This window comes from Pandoraea commovens (genome assembly GCF_902459615.1).
GTDB classification, from domain to species: Bacteria; Pseudomonadota; Gammaproteobacteria; order Burkholderiales; family Burkholderiaceae; genus Pandoraea; species Pandoraea commovens.
This window is the reverse complement of sequence record NZ_CABPSA010000008.1, coordinates 54102-68568: the sequence shown is the minus strand read 5'-3', so window position 1 is coordinate 68568 and position 14467 is coordinate 54102. Positions and strand designations below refer to the sequence as shown.

The window sequence follows — 14467 nt, the reverse complement described above, 5'->3', positions numbered from 1 at the left end:
CCCGTCAGCCGAACTGCTTGTTGAATTCCTTCTCGTCTTCCTTATCTTCCTTGTATCGGCGCTGGAACTCGTGCAGTTTCGCGTCGATGGTCGACAGCTCGTAGAAATCGGCATCCCCGGCGTCGCGCGCGAGCTTGAGCTGACTCACCGCCGCCATCCACTGACCTTGCAGCGCATATTGTTCGGCGAGCGCCTCATGCTGACGCGCCCGTTTGCCGCCTGCGGCCCATGCACCAGCCAATGCACGCCACCAGATCGGCTCGCTGCGATAGCGCTCGACCTGCGATTGCAGGAACTTCGTGGCTTCGGGCACGCGCTGGCTGGCGATGAGCGCGTCCGCGTAGGCCATGTCCGATGCTTGTGACAGCGGGAACGCGGCGCGCGCCTGCGTGGCGATACGCAGCGCTTCGTCCGGCTTGCCTGACAGCCTTGCGATGTCCGACGCCAGCACCGCCAGACTCGGCGTGCCCGGCCCTGTGCCGCCGAAGGCCGTGCGAGCGCGCTCAAGCGCGTCGCGCGCGGGCTCCCAGCGTCGCTGCTTCACTTCAGCCAGCGCCACCGCATACCATGCCCCGGCCACGTTCGGTGCGGTCTGCGTCCTGATCGCGGTACGTTGCGCGTCGGCAATGGCCGCAAAATCGCTCGCCGACTTTTGCTGCAAGACCAGCGAGCGCGCACGCACGAACGCGTATTCCGGCGACTGCTCCGGCTGACGATAACCGGCAGTGCGCGAGCGGTTGAGCATGTCGGCAATGCGCTCGGTCGTGAGCGGGTGCGTCCGCACGTATTCCGGCACACCGGCCTCGTTGATCGAATCGGCGCGTTGCAGACGCTCGAAGAATGTCGGCATTGCATACGTGTCGAAACCGGCGGCCTGCAATAACTGGAAGCCGACGCGATCGGCCTCGCGCTCCGCGTCGCGCGAGAACCGCAGTTGCCGGTCGACGGCCAGCCCTTGCCCGCCCATGGCAATGCCCATCCCGAGATCCGAGCTGCGCGCGCCGATACCGGCCAGCAGGCCGAGCAGCAGGCCGCCCAGCGCAATCCACGAGTTCTGCGCCTGCTGGCCGAGCATGCGTGCGATGTGATGCTGAAGGACGTGCCCCGTCTCGTGCCCGACCACAGAAGCGAGTTCCGACTCGGTTCGCGTGGTGACGATCAGTCCGGTGTTGATGCCGATGAAGCCTCCGGGCAGCGAAAAGGCGTTGATCGCGGCGTCCCGCACGACGAAGAACTCGAAGCTCTGGCTGGCGTCGATGCCGACCTTGCGGGTGGCCGAGACAAGCTTGCTGCCCAGCGCGTTGACGTAGTCGGAGAGCAGCAGATCGTTGACGTAATCGGGATCGGCGCGGATCTCGCGCATCACGCGTTCCCCCAGCTTGCGCTCCATCGCGGGCGAAAGATCGGCAGCCGAACTTTGACCGAGCGTGGGCAAGCCCTGCGCGAGCGCTTGCGTCGGAATGACGGCGGTGGCGAACGTCGTCGCCGTCATCACCGGCAGCATCACGACGGCGACGATGCGCCGCCAACGGGCGACACCGTATGCGCTTGAATCGAGGGGATTGGGATGACGGGCGTGCGTCGGCATGGACGTCATGGGCGTGGGCGCAGCGTGGCGCTGATCATTCGAGGCTGCTGCTATGATAGCAGCCAGACGCGGACGTTCCGCACCGTCGCCCGAACGATAAAAACAGCGGCGAATTCACGGGCGCGGACCGCACGATCGCGCACGATTTCAGACCGATTTCCCGCACTTTCTCAGCATCGACTCATGGCAGAACTCACCCACTTCGACACCGCCGGACAGGCCCACATGGTTGACGTCGGCGGCAAGGACAGCACGCACCGCATCGCCGTCGCGCGCGGCACCATCCGCATGAAGCCGGAAACGCTGGCACTCATTCGCACCGGCACGGCCAAGAAAGGCGACGTGCTGGGCATCGCCCGCATCGCCGCCATTCAGGGTGCCAAGCGCACGGCCGATCTGATTCCGCTGTGCCATCCGCTGGCCCTCACGCGCGTGACGGTCGAGTTTCTCGTCGACGACGGCGCGAACGCCGTGCACTGCCGCGCGCAGGTCGAGACCATCGGGCGCACCGGCGTCGAGATGGAAGCCCTCACCGCCGTGCAGGTCGGTCTGCTGACGATTTACGACATGTGCAAGGCCGTGGATCGCGGCATGACGATGACCGACGTTCGCGTGCTGGAGAAGCACGGCGGCAAGTCGGGTGACTGGGTGGCTGCGGAGTAATCACGGCATCGGCGACACCGCCGCCGCAATATCGCACGAAAATCGGACGGCAAATCCGGCGCCGATCACGTCCGCGACGCCGTCCACTGCACCGCCAGAATGCTCGCGAAGACCATCGCAAGTCCCACGAAAGCCAGTCCTTTGATGGTCTGACCGAGCAGCACCCAGCCGAGTACGACGGCCGTCAACGGACTGAGCAAACCCAGTGACGACACCGCCACCGGCGCAAGACGCGCGATGCCGCGAAACCACAACGCATACGCCAGCAACGCCCCCGCCATCGACAGATAGACATACCCAGCCGTCTGCCACCACGTGAGCGACGGCAGCGGCGGGTCGGCCAGCCACGCCACCGGCGTCAGCATCAAGCCACCCAGCAACAGTTGCCAGCCGGTGAGCGCCAGCACCGGCATGCTCAGTCGCCAGCGACGCGTCAGATAAGTGCCTGCCGCCATGCATGCCGCGCCAGCGAGCGCCGCCGCGATGCCGACCGGTTCGAACACCGTCCCCGGCGAAAGCAGTAACACCCCCATCCCGACGACACCGGCAATCGCCGCCCACACCGTCGTCAGCAGCGGCGCCCGCCGATCCACACCCCACGCCAGCCCCATGACCAGCAACGGCTGAATCGCGCCGACGACCGCCGCCAGACCGCCCGGCAACCGGTACGCCGCGACGAACAGCAGCGCCTGAAACGCACCGATGTTCAGTGCGGAGAGCGTCAGCAATCGCGCCCAATCGCCGCGCGCAGGCAAGCGTCGCGCGTAGAGCAACAGCAGCAATCCCGAGGGCAGCACGCGAATCAGCGCCGCCGTGAACGGCCGGTCGGGGGGCAACACCTGCGTCGTCACGATGTAGGTCGATCCCCAGATCATCGGGGCGAGCGCCGTGAAGAGCACATCCAGCCACGCAGTGCTTGTCGTCTGTGCAGAAATTCGGGTCATCGCAATTTATCTTCAATTCAAGATAAATTGAAGTTTGGTATCCTTTTGTCTTGATGTCAAGATAAAAGGAGTCAGCAACATGTCGAAGCGATCAACGGGGAAGGCGGGGCACGAGACGCAGGGCAAAGCGTCGACGAGCAGCGACGCGGTCGACAGCATCCTCGCGCAGTGGCATCGCGAGCGCCCGGATCTAGACGTGTCGCCCATGGGCGTGATCGGCCGACTCAAGCGGTGCGCGGCGCTCGTCCAGCAGCAGCTCGACGCCACGTTCGCCGAGTTCGATATGAGCGGGTGGGAGTTCGACATGCTGGCGACGTTACGTCGCTCCGGCGCGCCTTACCGGCTCGCGCCGACGGCGCTCTTTTCCACGCTGATGGTGACGTCGGGCACGATGACACACCGATTGCAGCGTCTCGAAGCCCGAGGCTGGATCGCGCGCGTGCCGAATCCGGACGACGCGCGCAGCACGCTCGTCCAGCTAACCGACGACGGCTTCGCCCTTATCGAGCGTGCGGTCGAAGCGCACGTGGCCAACGAACACCGCATGCTCGCACCGCTCACCAAGGCGACGCTCATTAGCGTCGAGTCTGGGCTAAGCGACTGGCTGAAGCTGCTGGAAGGCGTGAAATGAGACGGTGAGTCAAGGTGGTCAGGGTGTCTCGACGTCAAGAAAAAGGCTCGCGATGGCGAGCCTTTTCAGTTGCAGCGTATCGCCCCCCGCTCAGGCCGCCGCGACCTTGCCGACACGCTGGCGCTGCGGCCAGAAGTACCAGACCGCACCGACCACTTGCAGCACGACCAGCACCGTCCACGCCGAGAAGTGACCCTGCGGGCTGTGCGCCGCGTACGCGCCGAGTACCGCGCCCACGCCGACCTGGCACAGGAAGATCAGCAGGAAGATGACGAGGGTGAGCGACGTATTGACGCGTCCAATCAGCGTACCGTGGAAGTACTCCGCGAGCACGGCATACGACAGAATGCCCGTGCCACCGAAGATGCCGTAAGCCGCCCACAGCCAGACCGGCGGAATCGGCGTGCGCAGCATCAGCAGCAACTGCACCACGACGAACAGCACCATGCCGACACCGGAGAAAGCGAACACGCTCACGCCCCGACGCTCCAGCGAGCGAGCGGCCGCCCCGAACACCACGCTGCCCGCCATCATCGCCAGCCCTACGACCGATACGAGCGATGCCGCCTCCGCCGCCGACAACCCTTCGACGTCGCGCATGAACGGCGCCATCCACAGCGACTGCATCGCGTAGAACACGCCCTGCGTGAGGCCCGAGAGCGACGTCACCTTCCAGAACATCGTGTTACCGAACACCTGACGCACGCCTTGCAACGCCTCCGACAAACCGCCCTGCGCATGCGAACCGGGCTTCTCCGGCGCGCCGAACCACAGCGCGATGGACATGAGCACTGTGAGCGCCGCCAGTCCGAACGACACCACGCGCCAGTCCGTCAGACCGAGCAACCAGTTCAGCGGCGTGCCGACGACCACACCGCCCATGCCGCCCACGGCCATCACCAGACCGTTGAGCAACGGCAGACGCGCCACCGGAAACCACTGCGCCAGCGCCTTGAATGCACTGCCCAGACACACCGACACACCGACGCCAATGAGCAGACGTCCGACCATCAGCGCGCCAACGCCGTGCGCCAGACCGAACAGCGCCGCACCGGCCGCCGCAAGCAGCAACACTAGCGACGACACACGGCGCGGCCCGAACTTGTCGAGCAGCACGCCCGCTGGCAATTGCGCACCGGCAAAACCGAGGAAATAAAGGCTCGTGAGCAAACCGAGATCGGCAGACGAGAGACCGAGGTCACGCGTCATGAACGGCGCAAACCCGATGTTCACACCGCGGTACACGTATGAGACGAAGTATCCGCAGGCGAACAGCACGAAAATCCGAAGTGCTTTCGACATGGAGTAAACCCTAGTGAATTGCTTGGGTATCGATTGTCGATGCAAGCGCGGCATGAAGCCAACGAAACCTTTGTGCTCGTATTGTGAGTAGAATTTGACATCATGTTCCAACACCTCCCTCCCCTCCAATCCCTGCGTGCGCTTGAAGCAGCCGTGCGTCATCGGAGCTTTACCCGCGCCGCCGAGGAATTGAATTTGACGCACAGTGCTGTCAGTCACCATATGCGTTCGCTGGAGCAGCAATTGGGCACGGCGCTGTTCCGGCGGGTGGGCGCGCGGATGATTCCGACGAGCGTCGGGGCGCGTCTGGCTGAGCGGGTGCGCATCGGCATGACGGAACTGGACGAGGCGATGAACGAAGCCAAAGCGGGCATTACGCCTGACGCCACGCCCGCCATCGTCCGTCTGGAAATCAGCGTGATGACCGATCTGGCCGCACAATGGCTGATTCCCCGGCTCGACCGCTTCAGCAAACTTCACTCGGGCATCGATCTGGTCGTGCGCATTCACGCGGACATCTCTGCCCCGGACCCCTATTCCGTCGACGTCGGCATCTGGCATCAACGCGTTGAAACGCCGGGGTTCGTCACCCGGAAATTGCTCGACGACTTCGTGATCGCCGTGTGCAGTCCCGAACTGATCGCCAGCGTGCCGGGCTTCACGGTGGCAGATACGCCCAAGCTGCCGATGCTGCGCTTCGCCTACCGATCATGGCGTGACTGGCAAGTGGCCGCCGGATTGCCGCCGCATGAGCCGACGCGCGGACCGATCTTCGACGATTCGGGGCTGCTGTTGCGCGCAGCGCTGGCGGGACATGGCGTGGCCACCGCGCGTAGCTTGCTGGTGCGCGACACGTTGGCGTCAGGGGAGTTGGTGCAGATTGGCGACGTGCGGATTCCGCCGAGTCTGGAGTACCACGTGAGCTGGCGGGAGAACCATCCGCGCGAGCGGGCGATTCACGCCTTCTGGGACTGGATGCAGGACGAGATTGCGGCCACGGTGCCTTTGCGGCCGTCGCCGATCAAATCCCGCTGATCGGGACATTTGAAGCGCGCATAAAAAAACGGCAACGAATTCCGAGGAGTTCGTTGCCGTTTCAGGCGCGGGCTTCGACACCCGGATCGAGATCCTGGCGCGAAGCCCGACAGCCGGGCATTCGGGGCACCTTGCGGCACCCCGGTCATGCAGTCTCTTGCGAGACTTACATGCCCATGCCCATGCCGCCCATACCGCCCATGTCGCCCATACCGCCGGCCATCGGAGCATCTTCCTTCGGCAGTTCGGCAACGGCGCAGTCGGTCGTCAGGAGCAGGCCCGACACCGAAGCGGCGTTTTGCAGTGCGGTGCGGGTGACCTTGGTCGGGTCCACAACGCCCATTTCCACCAGATCGCCGTACTCGCCCGACGATGCGTTGTAGCCGTAGTTGCCCTTGCCTGCAACAACGTTAGCCACGACGACGCTGGCTTCTTCGCCACCGTTGGTGACGATCTGACGCAGCGGCTCTTCCATCGCGCGCAGCACGATCTTGATACCGGCGTCCTGGTCAGCGTTGGCACCCTTGAGGTCCGACACGGCCACGCGAGCACGCAGCAGCGCAACGCCGCCGCCCGGGACGATGCCTTCTTCCACAGCAGCGCGGGTAGCGTGCAGCGCGTCTTCCACGCGTGCCTTCTTTTCCTTCATTTCGACTTCGGTCGCAGCACCGACCTTGATCACGGCAACACCGCCGGCCAGCTTGGCCACGCGCTCTTGCAGCTTTTCACGGTCGTAGTCGCTGGTGGCTTCTTCGATCTGGGCGCGGATCTGCTTGACGCGCGCTTCGATGTTCACAGCTTCACCGGCGCCATCGATGATGATGGTGTTTTCCTTGCCGATTTCGATGCGCTTGGCTTGACCCAGCTCAGCCAGCGTGGCCTTTTCCAGCGTCAGGCCGATTTCTTCGGCGATGACCTGGCCGCCCGTCAGGATGGCGATGTCTTCCAGCATGGCCTTGCGGCGGTCGCCGAAGCCCGGGGCCTTGACGGCGCAGGTCTTCAGGATGCCACGGATGTTGTTGACCACCAGCGTTGCCAGGGCTTCGCCCTCGACGTCTTCGGCGATGATCAGCAGCGGACGGCCAGCCTTGGCGACTTGCTCGAGCACCGGCAGCAGGTCACGGATGTTCGACACCTTCTTGTCGAACAGCAGGACGAACGGGTTCTCCAGGATCGCGACTTGCTTTTCCGGGGTGTTGATGAAGTACGGCGAGAGGTAGCCGCGGTCGAATTGCATACCTTCGACGACGTCCAGCTCGTCTTGCAGCGACTTGCCGTCTTCGACGGTGATCACGCCTTCCTTGCCGACCTTGTCCATTGCCTTGGCAATGTAGTCACCGATCGAGGTGTCGCTGTTGGCCGAGATCGAGCCGACTTGAGCGATTTCCTTGTTCGTGGTGCAGGGCTTGCTGATCTTGCGCAGTTCTTCGATAGCAGCGGCGACAGCCTTGTCGATACCGCGCTTCAGGTCCATCGGGTTCATGCCCGAGGCAACGTACTTCATGCCTTCGCGAACGATCGACTGAGCCAGCACCGTTGCGGTGGTGGTACCGTCGCCGGCGTTGTCGCTGGTCTTGGAAGCCACTTCCTTGACCATTTGCGCGCCCATGTTCTGGAGCTTGTCCTTGAGTTCGATTTCCTTGGCGACCGACACACCGTCCTTGGTCACGGTCGGGCCGCCGAAGCTGCGCTCGAGCACGACGTTACGGCCCTTCGGGCCCAGGGTCACCTTGACGGCGTTGGCGAGGATGTTGACACCCTCAACCATCTTGGAACGAGCGGCATCGCCGAAAACGACTTCTTTAGCTGCCATTGCATTAACTCCTTGGATTCTTTACGTAGATGTCTGGGGGCAGACAGTCTTAGGCGGCCACGACGGCCATGATGTCTTCTTCGCGCATGACCAGCAGTTCCTGGCCATCGACCTTCACGCCTTGGCCGGCGTACTTGCCGAACAGAACGCGGTCGCCCACCTTCACGTCGAGTGCGATCAACTTGCCTTGATCATCGCGCTTGCCCGGGCCGACGGCCAGGATCTCGCCCTGGTCCGGCTTTTCGGCGGCGGCTTCCGGGATCACGATGCCCGAAGCCGTCTTCGTTTCGTTGTCCAGGCGCTTGACAATAACGCGGTCATGCAAGGGACGAAGGTTCATTACAAGCTCCTCTTTTCTCTCAGTGAGATCGTCAAAACTAAATATGCAAACATTTGCATATTTGGTGAATTCATGGCGTTAGCACTCTGCGCCAACGAGTGCTAATTATAGGGACGGGGTTTTACGATTTCAAGACGCGGGGTTTTCCCGGAGATGAGATTTATCCCTAACGGTCGCGATGACGAGATTTGTTGAGTTCTGAATTTTCGTTCACTCAACTTTGAACTCGCCAGATCGACGGCCAAGACAAACCTTTTTAATCAACAACCTACAAGACAACCCCAGCCAAGCGCGACCAGATTGACCAAGGCGGAAGCGGTGGCGTGAGCACCGACGAGTGCGAACGGCTGAAGGCGCTGGAGCGTGAGGCCGCGGAACTGCGTCGTGATCAGACTGATGTCGCCGACTCTGGTGCGCACGTGCCGCCACGGCGACGCTTGATGGCAAGCCCATTTTGGGACTCTCGTTTGCCATGGTGTGGGCGCGAAATACGATAGGTCTGCATCCGGTCGTCTCGGCCCCCAATTGGGATCGGGCCGATCCGTATGCAGATGGGGATGCAGGTCGTGGAATTCAATCTGACGAGCGAACACACACGACGGCTGCCGACTCATGATTCAACGTCTCGACTCACATCAGGAGGCAATCATGGCAAGTCTCATCACATGTGGAAGGTTCATTGGCGATGCCCGCAAGGCCGCAGAGTTTTATGCCGCCACCTCCCCCAACAGTCGCATCGATACGAGCAACCCGTCGCCTGTTCCCGGCGTCGGCGAAAATGACGAGCCGACGGTCGAGTTCACCGTACTGGGGCACTCCTTCGTCGGCCTGAATGGCGCGCCGGACGCCAAGCCGACGGTGACCGCGCGCTTCTTGGTTGTAGCAGACTCGCCCCAAGACGCCGAGCGATACCGAAACGCCATCTTCAACAATGGCGGCGGAGCATCGGCAACCGGGTCCGGGTGGTGCTACGACCGTTGGGGAGTCGCGTGGCTGATCAGCAATCAACGAGGATTCAGTCTGGGAGGATTCCAAACGTCGAATCAGGGAATGGTCTATCCGTCGAGGTGAGGTCCGGTGTGATGCGGTCGCTCAACTGACCGAAGCGTGTTGTTCCGTCAGTTGAGCGACGCAATAGCCACGCGAACCCGGCAGTGTCGCCCGGCGACGACGTCGGCAGACGTCGTCACCGGTCCCTGACGAGCTCTCGGCTCAGGCTTCGGCGGCCAAGGTATCGAATACCTCGCGCGCCACCCGGAAACTATCGATCGCAGCAGGCACCCCCGCGTAGATCGCCGCTTGCAGGAAGACCTCCGAGATTTCTTCCTTCGTCACACCGTTGGTCAACGCGCCGCGCACGTGCAACTTCAGTTCGTGCGGACGGTTCATGACGGTGAGCATGCCAAGGTTGAGCAGACTGCGGGTACGCCGGTCCAGTCCGGGGCGATTCCATATCTCCCCCCAGCAGTACTCCGTCACCAGTTCCTGCATCGGACGATTGAACGCATCGGCCGACGCAATTGACTTGTCCACATACTCGCTACCCAGCACCTCGCGGCGTGTCTTCAGCCCTCTTTCAAACAATTCCGAACTCATCGAACGCTCTCCTCATGTTCTGACTGCTGATTCACGACCGCTGAAGCCAGGCCGCGTGAGCGGCCAAGCCATCCCTCAATGCGCCTTGAGCGCCGCCGCCACCCATTGATCCATCTGCGCCTTGTTGGCAGCAATCCACTCATCGGACAGTTTCGTGATCAGCGCCGGTGAACCGCCCTCCTTGCTGATGACGGCTTCCCACTGCGACCACGTCTTGCCCGGGAAGCGAATCTGCTCGATCAGCGTCTTCACGGCCGGATTTGCCGCGATGAACTGCTTGTTCGCTACCGAACCCCAGTTCCACGACGCCATCGCCATGCGGCACGGATTCGCACCACCCGCACACCCTTCCACGTTGTTCACGAGCGCCGAGCCCTTGTTCGGGACGTTCGGCGGCAGCGCGTCTGCCGGCGTCGGCAGCCACACGACATCCACGCCCGGCACGAGCGCGTTCGTCACCCACGACGGGCTCCACGCATAGAAGAATGCGGGCTTGCCCTGTTTGACCTTCGTCACCGCCTCGACCATCAGCGCTTCATACTTGCCGCGCACTGCCTTGACCGTCTGCTTCAGGCCGAACTTGTCGATCTGATAATCGACGACATCGCCACAGCTCCAGCCCGGGTCGCAACTGATCAACTCGGCCTTGCCGTCGCGGCCGAAGAGTCCGGCGATTTTGGGGTCCTTCATCTGCTCAAGACTGGTGATGTGATATTGCAGTGCCGTCTTCTTGTCGATGAGATAGCCGTTGATGCCATCGCCCGAAATCAGGCCGGAGCCAACCACCATGGCCTGCGCCGCCACGGCGCGAAAGCCCGGCTCGCGCTGCGGGAAGTTCACGTCGGTCGCGATATCGATATCGCCCTGCGCTACCGCCTGGAAGAACAGCGTGGTGTTCATCGTGCTGAGCTTGACGTCGTAGCCCAGCCCCTTGAATGCCTTCGAGACGATCTGCGCGACGACGTAATTCCCGCCGAAGCTATCGCTCTGCGCGTAGCGAATCGTCTTTCCCGTGCCAGGAAGCGTCTGCGCGTGCAACGCGCCCGCCGCGACGAGCGAAAGCGTGAACGAGGCGAATGCCTTTGCCAATCCTTTCATTGCTGCTCTCCAAGACTTGTTCGATCCATCGGATCGTCGAGTTATCGGCCCGCCTGACGTGCGCATGCGGGCACGGGTGCCGGTCCCTGACGTCAACACCCCGTCGTCAGGGCCAGCCATCCATTTGTTGCAAAACCGGGTTTCAGCGGTTCAAAGGGTCAAGGCTCGTGCTCAGAGGGCTTCGCGAGCGTCTGCCTGCGTCGTCGGCCCGACACCGGCGCTGCCTTGCCGCTTCGGCTCCCCGCGAAACAAGCGCCAGATGACGGCACGGAATGTCTGCTGGTCGCGCGGCCGGGTTCTCGCAAGCTTCTGCGTGAAGCGATCGAGCATCATGGCCAGAAGCACGATGGCGATGCCGCCAACAGCCGCACGTCCCACATCGAGACGCCCCAGTCCTTGCAGCACCACCAGTCCGAGGCCTTCCGCGCCGATCATCGCCACCACGACCGACATCACCATCGCGGTCAGCACCGTCTGGTTCAGACCGCCGAGAATGGTCGGAATCGCCAAGGGAAACTGCACCTCCCACAGCAACTGACGCTTGTCCGCACCGAATGCGAGCCCCGCCTCCACGATCTCGTGCTCGACCATGCGAATCCCCAGATGCGTGAAACGGATCAGCGGCGGCATCGCAGCGGTCACCACAGCGACTTCACCCGGCACATTGCCCACGCCGAAGAGCATCACCACCGGCACGAGATACACGAACGTCGGTGTCGTCTGCATGATGTCGAGCACCGGCCGCACCACCAGCCAGACGCGTTCGCTACGCGCGCTCCAGATGCCGATCGGAATGCCGATGAGCGCACAGAAAAAGATCGCCGTCATGATGAGCGAGAGCGTCGTCATCGCCTCGTTCCAGACACCGAGCACGGCGATCGCCACGAACACCACCGCGCTGAACACCGCCACGCTTAGGCTGGCCAATCGCCAGCAGATGAGGAAGGCGATCACGACCAGTACTGGAAACGGTGCGGCGTGAATCACACTGTCGTTGAAGGTCAGCAACCGCTCGACAGGCCATTTGATCAGCAGGAACAGCGGACGCATGTGCATCGCCATCCACTGCACCCCTTCCTGAATCCATTGATCGATAGGGAATACCGCGAGTTGATCGGCATTAAGCATGATGGTCTCCTGCGCCCGCAGCGGTGCCGATCCGGGCAAGTAGCTGATTCACATCCAGAACGCCGATCAACTTGCCGTCGTCGTCGGTAACGCCTACCGGCTCGTCAAACCGCACGCGTGCGGCGATGTCCACCAGACGCATGTCCGATGGCACGCAGACGATTCGCTGATTGGGGTCGCGCGCGGCATCGAGCGGCTTCATGACCGAGCGGGCATCGAATAGCCGCGCACGGTCGACGTCGCGCGTGAATGCCGCCACGTAGTCGCTCCCCGGCTCCAGCACGATCTGCTGCGGTGTGCCTTCGCGCACGAGCCGACCGTCGGCCATGATCGCGATGCGCGTGCCGAGCTTGAGCGCTTCCTGAAAGTCGTGGGTGATGAAAAGAATGGTCTTGTTGAGCGTGTGCTGGAGTCGCAGCAACTCGTCCTGCATCTCGGTACGGATCAGCGGATCGAGCGCACTGAAGGCCTCGTCCATGATCAGCACGTCGGCTTCGGTCGCAAGCGCGCGGGCGAGGCCCACCCGCTGACGCATGCCGCCGCTCAGTTCGTGCGGCATGTGATAGGCCCAACGCGCCAGCCCCACCACGCTCAGCACTTCCTCGGCCCGGCGGCGACGCTCGGCCGTCGGCATGCCGCGCAGCTTGAGGCCAAACTCGACGTTTTCGATCACACGACGATTCGGCAGCAGCGCGAAGTGCTGGAACACCATCGAGATGCGATTGCGGCGCACCTCGCGCAGTCCGCGTTCGTCGAGGGCGCAGATGTCTTCACCGTCGAGCAGAATCCGGCCATCGGACGGCTCGTTGAGCCGGTTGATGCAGCGCGCAAGCGTCGATTTCCCCGAGCCCGAGAGCCCCATGATCATGTAGATGGCGCCGGACGGCACGGTCAGCGACACGTCGTCCAGGCCCACGACCTGGCCCAGCGCTTCGAGTACGTCGGACTTGCGTTTGCCATCGCGCAACATGGCCAGCGCACGCGCCGGCTTGTCGGCGAAGACCTTGTACAGGTTTTCGATTCTCAGTCGGTCAGTCACGGCTTCTCTCCCATGATTCCTTTACATCAGTTGCCTGGGGTGCCTGCGGCGTGAACGCCGTGAGCGGGGAAAAATCGGTCGGTATCAGAATGCGGTTCTCTGCCTGTTCGATCAATTCGGACAGACGCGGAATGAACGCCTGCCAACGCTTGTCCTGCGCGAGCGACGCCCGGCGGCGTGCCCGCTCGTCCAGACTGGGATACGCCCAGAGATGCGTCACCTGACTCAACGGCCCGATATCGGTCGTGAAGTACCCGACGAGATGCCCCAGAATGGGTTGCTGGATGGCCAATCCCTCAGTGCGCACGAGATTCAGGTACTGACTCATGCAGCCGTTCCGGATACGGTAAATGCGCTCTTCGACAATCATGCTCCGCTCCCTGCTCCTTCGCTGGCGCCCGCTTCCTCGCTGTCACCGGCAAGGAAATCCCGCATCAGATCCGCCACCTGCCCTGACGCTTCAACCAGAATCGAATGCCGCATGCCCGGCAGGATGGCCAACTGCGAGCCGACGATGCACTCATGCATGAATTGGGCCATGCGCGGGTTCGAACCCTGATCGTCTTCGCCGGTGACGATGAGCGTCGGCATGCGAATCTGATCGATGAACCCGCCGAAATCCGTCTCCGCCAGCACGCGATACGCCGACGCGTAGCAATCCGGGTCGTTCTGGGCGTTGCGCTCGCGCAAGTAGGCGATCCGCGCCGGGTGCTTCGCCTGAAAATCCTCAGTCAGCCAACGTGAGAGCGATGCGTCGTAATGCGCGCCGCGCGCCCCGCTTTGCAGCGCGGCAAGCCTTGCCAGCACACGCTCACGCTCCTCGCGGGTGCGCCCCGACACCGTCGCGAGCAACACCAGACGGCGCAGCCGTGACGGATGCAACAGCGCAAGCCGCTGGGCAATCAACCCGCCCAGCGAGAAGCCCGCCAGATCGAAGGTGGTGAAGCCCACGTGATCGGCCAGCGCCAGCACGTCCGTCACGAAGTCGTCGATTTCGTAGCGTCCCTTCACCCGCGACGAGCGGCCGTGGCCGCGCAGATCGAAGGTCAGGATGCGGAAATCGTCGGCCAGTGCGGCAGCCACGTCGTCCCACGCTTCCTGATACGAACCCACGCCGTGAATGCAAACGAGCGCACGAGCGCCACGCCCGAGCAGACGATAGGCGAGCGTGACGTCGCCCACTTGCAATGTCTGCTCACGCGGGGCGTCCGTCGCTTCAGACGCTTCAGACGCTTCGGAACGCTCAGGTCGTTCAGGATGCTCGGGAGGTTGAGTCATAGCGCGCGCGTC

Annotated in this window: 15 protein-coding genes; 4 read left to right on the top strand and 11 right to left on the bottom strand. The window is 63.0% G+C overall.

Features of this window, described 5'->3' with window-relative positions; translation table 11 throughout:
* Window positions 1–4: 4 nt before the first annotated feature.
* Window positions 5–1597, bottom strand: a complete 1593-nt coding sequence (locus tag PCO31010_RS20645) for a M48 family metalloprotease (protein WP_246184705.1) — start codon at window positions 1595–1597, stop codon at window positions 5–7.
* A 174-nt stretch (window positions 1598–1771) separates the two neighbouring features.
* On the opposite strand from PCO31010_RS20645, the gene moaC reads away from it, so the two are divergent.
* Entirely contained in the window at window positions 1772–2251 is a 480-nt protein-coding gene (moaC, locus tag PCO31010_RS20640; RefSeq protein ID WP_150665936.1) for a cyclic pyranopterin monophosphate synthase MoaC, read from the top strand.
* A 65-nt stretch (window positions 2252–2316) separates the two neighbouring features.
* Here moaC and PCO31010_RS20635 read toward each other — a convergent pair whose 3' ends face one another.
* A complete protein-coding gene (locus tag PCO31010_RS20635; protein WP_150665935.1) occupies window positions 2317–3195 on the bottom strand; it encodes an EamA family transporter in 879 nt (292 codons plus the stop codon).
* Between the two features lie 79 nt (window positions 3196–3274).
* On the opposite strand from PCO31010_RS20635, the gene PCO31010_RS20630 reads away from it, so the two are divergent.
* Complete coding sequence (locus PCO31010_RS20630; protein WP_150665934.1) at window positions 3275–3826, top strand: MarR family winged helix-turn-helix transcriptional regulator; 552 nt, start codon at window positions 3275–3277, stop codon at window positions 3824–3826.
* Between the two features lie 90 nt (window positions 3827–3916).
* Here the strand turns inward: PCO31010_RS20630 and PCO31010_RS20625 are convergent, their stop codons facing one another.
* A complete protein-coding gene (locus PCO31010_RS20625; RefSeq protein WP_150665933.1) occupies window positions 3917–5128 on the bottom strand; it encodes an MFS transporter in 1212 nt (403 codons plus the stop codon).
* Window positions 5129–5230: 102 nt separating this feature from the next.
* Between PCO31010_RS20625 and PCO31010_RS20620 the strand changes: the two genes are divergently transcribed.
* Entirely contained in the window at window positions 5231–6163 is a 933-nt protein-coding gene (locus PCO31010_RS20620) for a LysR substrate-binding domain-containing protein (RefSeq protein ID WP_150665932.1), read from the top strand.
* 166 nt (window positions 6164–6329) lie between these two features.
* Here PCO31010_RS20620 and groL read toward each other — a convergent pair whose 3' ends face one another.
* A complete protein-coding gene (groL, locus tag PCO31010_RS20615; protein ID WP_150577223.1) occupies window positions 6330–7976 on the bottom strand; it encodes a chaperonin GroEL in 1647 nt (548 codons plus the stop codon).
* Between the two features lie 49 nt (window positions 7977–8025).
* Entirely contained in the window at window positions 8026–8316 is a 291-nt protein-coding gene (locus PCO31010_RS20610) for a co-chaperone GroES (protein WP_039396568.1), read from the bottom strand.
* Between the two features lie 648 nt (window positions 8317–8964).
* Between PCO31010_RS20610 and PCO31010_RS20605 the strand changes: the two genes are divergently transcribed.
* The gene (locus PCO31010_RS20605) at window positions 8965–9387 is read left to right on the top strand and encodes a VOC family protein (RefSeq protein ID WP_174984990.1); all 423 of its coding nucleotides are present in this window, start codon (window positions 8965–8967) and stop codon (window positions 9385–9387) included.
* A gap of 141 nt (window positions 9388–9528) precedes the next feature.
* On the opposite strand, the gene PCO31010_RS20600 is transcribed toward PCO31010_RS20605, so the two are convergent.
* The 6 genes from PCO31010_RS20600 to PCO31010_RS20575 all read right to left on the bottom strand — a co-directional run bounded on the left by PCO31010_RS20600 (window position 9529) and on the right by PCO31010_RS20575 (window position 14455).
* Entirely contained in the window at window positions 9529–9912 is a 384-nt protein-coding gene (locus PCO31010_RS20600; protein ID WP_150665930.1) for a carboxymuconolactone decarboxylase family protein, read from the bottom strand.
* Between the two features lie 75 nt (window positions 9913–9987).
* Entirely contained in the window at window positions 9988–11010 is a 1023-nt protein-coding gene (gene proX / locus PCO31010_RS20595; RefSeq protein ID WP_150665929.1) for a glycine betaine/L-proline ABC transporter substrate-binding protein ProX, read from the bottom strand.
* 171 nt (window positions 11011–11181) lie between these two features.
* Complete coding sequence (locus PCO31010_RS20590; RefSeq protein WP_150665928.1) at window positions 11182–12138, bottom strand: ABC transporter permease; 957 nt, start codon at window positions 12136–12138, stop codon at window positions 11182–11184.
* Entirely contained in the window at window positions 12131–13177 is a 1047-nt protein-coding gene (locus PCO31010_RS20585; protein ID WP_150665927.1) for a quaternary amine ABC transporter ATP-binding protein, read from the bottom strand. Before PCO31010_RS20585 ends, PCO31010_RS20590 begins: the two co-directional genes overlap by 8 nt.
* Window positions 13170–13547, bottom strand: coding sequence for an NIPSNAP family protein (locus PCO31010_RS20580; RefSeq protein WP_150665926.1), 378 nt, complete (start codon window positions 13545–13547; stop codon window positions 13170–13172). The genes PCO31010_RS20585 and PCO31010_RS20580 overlap by 8 nt, the downstream gene beginning before the upstream one ends.
* Window positions 13544–14455 (bottom strand): alpha/beta fold hydrolase, encoded by a 912-nt coding sequence (locus PCO31010_RS20575; protein ID WP_150665925.1) that lies wholly within the window; start codon window positions 14453–14455, stop codon window positions 13544–13546. Before PCO31010_RS20575 ends, PCO31010_RS20580 begins: the two co-directional genes overlap by 4 nt.
* Between the last annotated feature and the right edge of the window lie 12 nt (window positions 14456–14467).